Consider the following 1816-nt stretch of genomic DNA (forward strand, 5'->3'; position numbering starts at 1 on the left):
CAGACAATTAATCTAGAGTCTCTTGTTCAAGGATACGAGACAGAAACTATGTTGGTTAACAATGGAGATGGAACGTATACTTATACCAATGAAAAGGGAACTGAAGTAGTAATTGATGTACCAGCATCAGTGACTAATCAGTTTGAGGAGATCTTACAAAACACAACAGTTCAAGACATTTTAAACCAATACATCAGCAATAATTCAGAAGGAAATGTAAGCTTTGACGGATCTAGTTTTACCTATGTAGATGCAACAGGAGCTAAACAGACAATTAATTTCGATGCGATTGTAAAAGCAAACGAAACAATTACTTTGATTTTCCCTCATAATAATGGTGTATATTCTTATGTAGCTGAAAATGGGGTACAACCTGATATAATTAATGTACCAGCAGATGTAATCAATAATTTTGAAGATATTATTAATAATGCAAATGTGAAGAACATCCTAAAAGCCTCTGAAACAGTAACAACGTTAGTAGACAATAACAATGGAACGTATACTTATATGAACGAATCTGGGGATGTTGTAACTATAGATGTACCCGCATCTGTGACTAATCAGTTCCAAGAAATCATCAACAATACAGATGTACAAGACATTTTAAACCAATACATCACGAATAATTCAGAAGGGAATGTAAGTTTTGACGGATCTAGTTTTACGTATGTAGATGGAACAGGAGCTACACAGACAATTAATTTAGAAACAATTGTAAAAGCCTCTGAAACAGTAACAACGTTAGTAGACAATAACAATGGAACGTATACTTATACGAACGAATCTAGTGTTGCTGTAACTATAGATGTACCCGCATCTGTGATTAATAAGTTTGAAGAGATTTTACAAAACACAACAGTTCAGGATATTTTAAACCAATACATCGCAGACCAAGCAGGAGGAGGTAATATAGATTATGATGGATCTAATACCACTGTAAACGGTCCGTTAAAACTGGGAGGGGCTCTTTATGCAAATGTAAGAACGCATAGTTTAGCAACAAATGTTGATTGGAAAGATGGTGATTATGCAATTGTTCTTACAAATAATAGTATTAGTGGAGTATTATCTATGCCAGACCCGGCACTAAACACAGGTCGTATCCTTGCGATTAGAAACAACACAGGTAGTTTGGTAGCATTCAACGGCGCTTATTTACCAGGGGTGCCTTTAAATAACGGCTCAATTGCAAGCGGTTCAGGGTATACCTATATTTCTGATGGTACCAACTGGCATCCAATAGGATCTAGATAATATTTTAAAAACCCGTAGTATATAAAGGTACACAATTTTTACGCAGTAGATAATGAGATTTAAATGCTTTGATTTGTTATTTAGTAGATTTTAGGAATAATTCACTGTACGGGTTAATAAAAATAAATGTAGAATAAAGCTATAATTTATTCTACATTATAAACTATGAAAGATAATTTTCATATTATGGGATATTTATCTATAACAAATTTTTTTAAAATACTATTCATTAGTTTTTTATGTAGTTATTAATGAGTAAAGAAAATAAGAAATGAAAAAGATATACCAATACATTGTAGTTGTGTTTTTAGTTCTGATGAGTAAAGGGTTTGCACAAATCAATACACCAATGGTACCTAATACAACTATAATAAGTGACCATCCATTTTTAGATGCGTCTGAATATACCAATAGTACACCCAACAATCAAAACAAAGGTTTGTACTTTCCAAGCACCGATTTAACCAAGTGGATGTTTAAAACCGAGAATTTGGATGGTATTACGTTTCCAACCGCTTTTAACGGTATGATGGTTTACAATACTGGTTCGGGATACACC

2 pseudogenes are annotated in these 1816 nt (G+C 33.3%); both read left to right on the forward strand.

The window, feature by feature from the left end:
* A pseudogene (locus AWV75_RS18975) lies at positions 1 to 1257 on the forward strand (hypothetical protein); the annotation flags it as partial.
* A 271-nt stretch (positions 1258 to 1528) separates the two neighbouring features.
* Positions 1529 to 1816: pseudogene (locus tag AWV75_RS18125) on the forward strand (hypothetical protein); the annotation flags it as partial.

The sequence above is a fragment of the Myroides odoratus genome, assembly GCF_001549985.1.
GTDB classification, from domain to species: Bacteria; Bacteroidota; Bacteroidia; order Flavobacteriales; family Flavobacteriaceae; genus Flavobacterium; species Flavobacterium odoratum_A.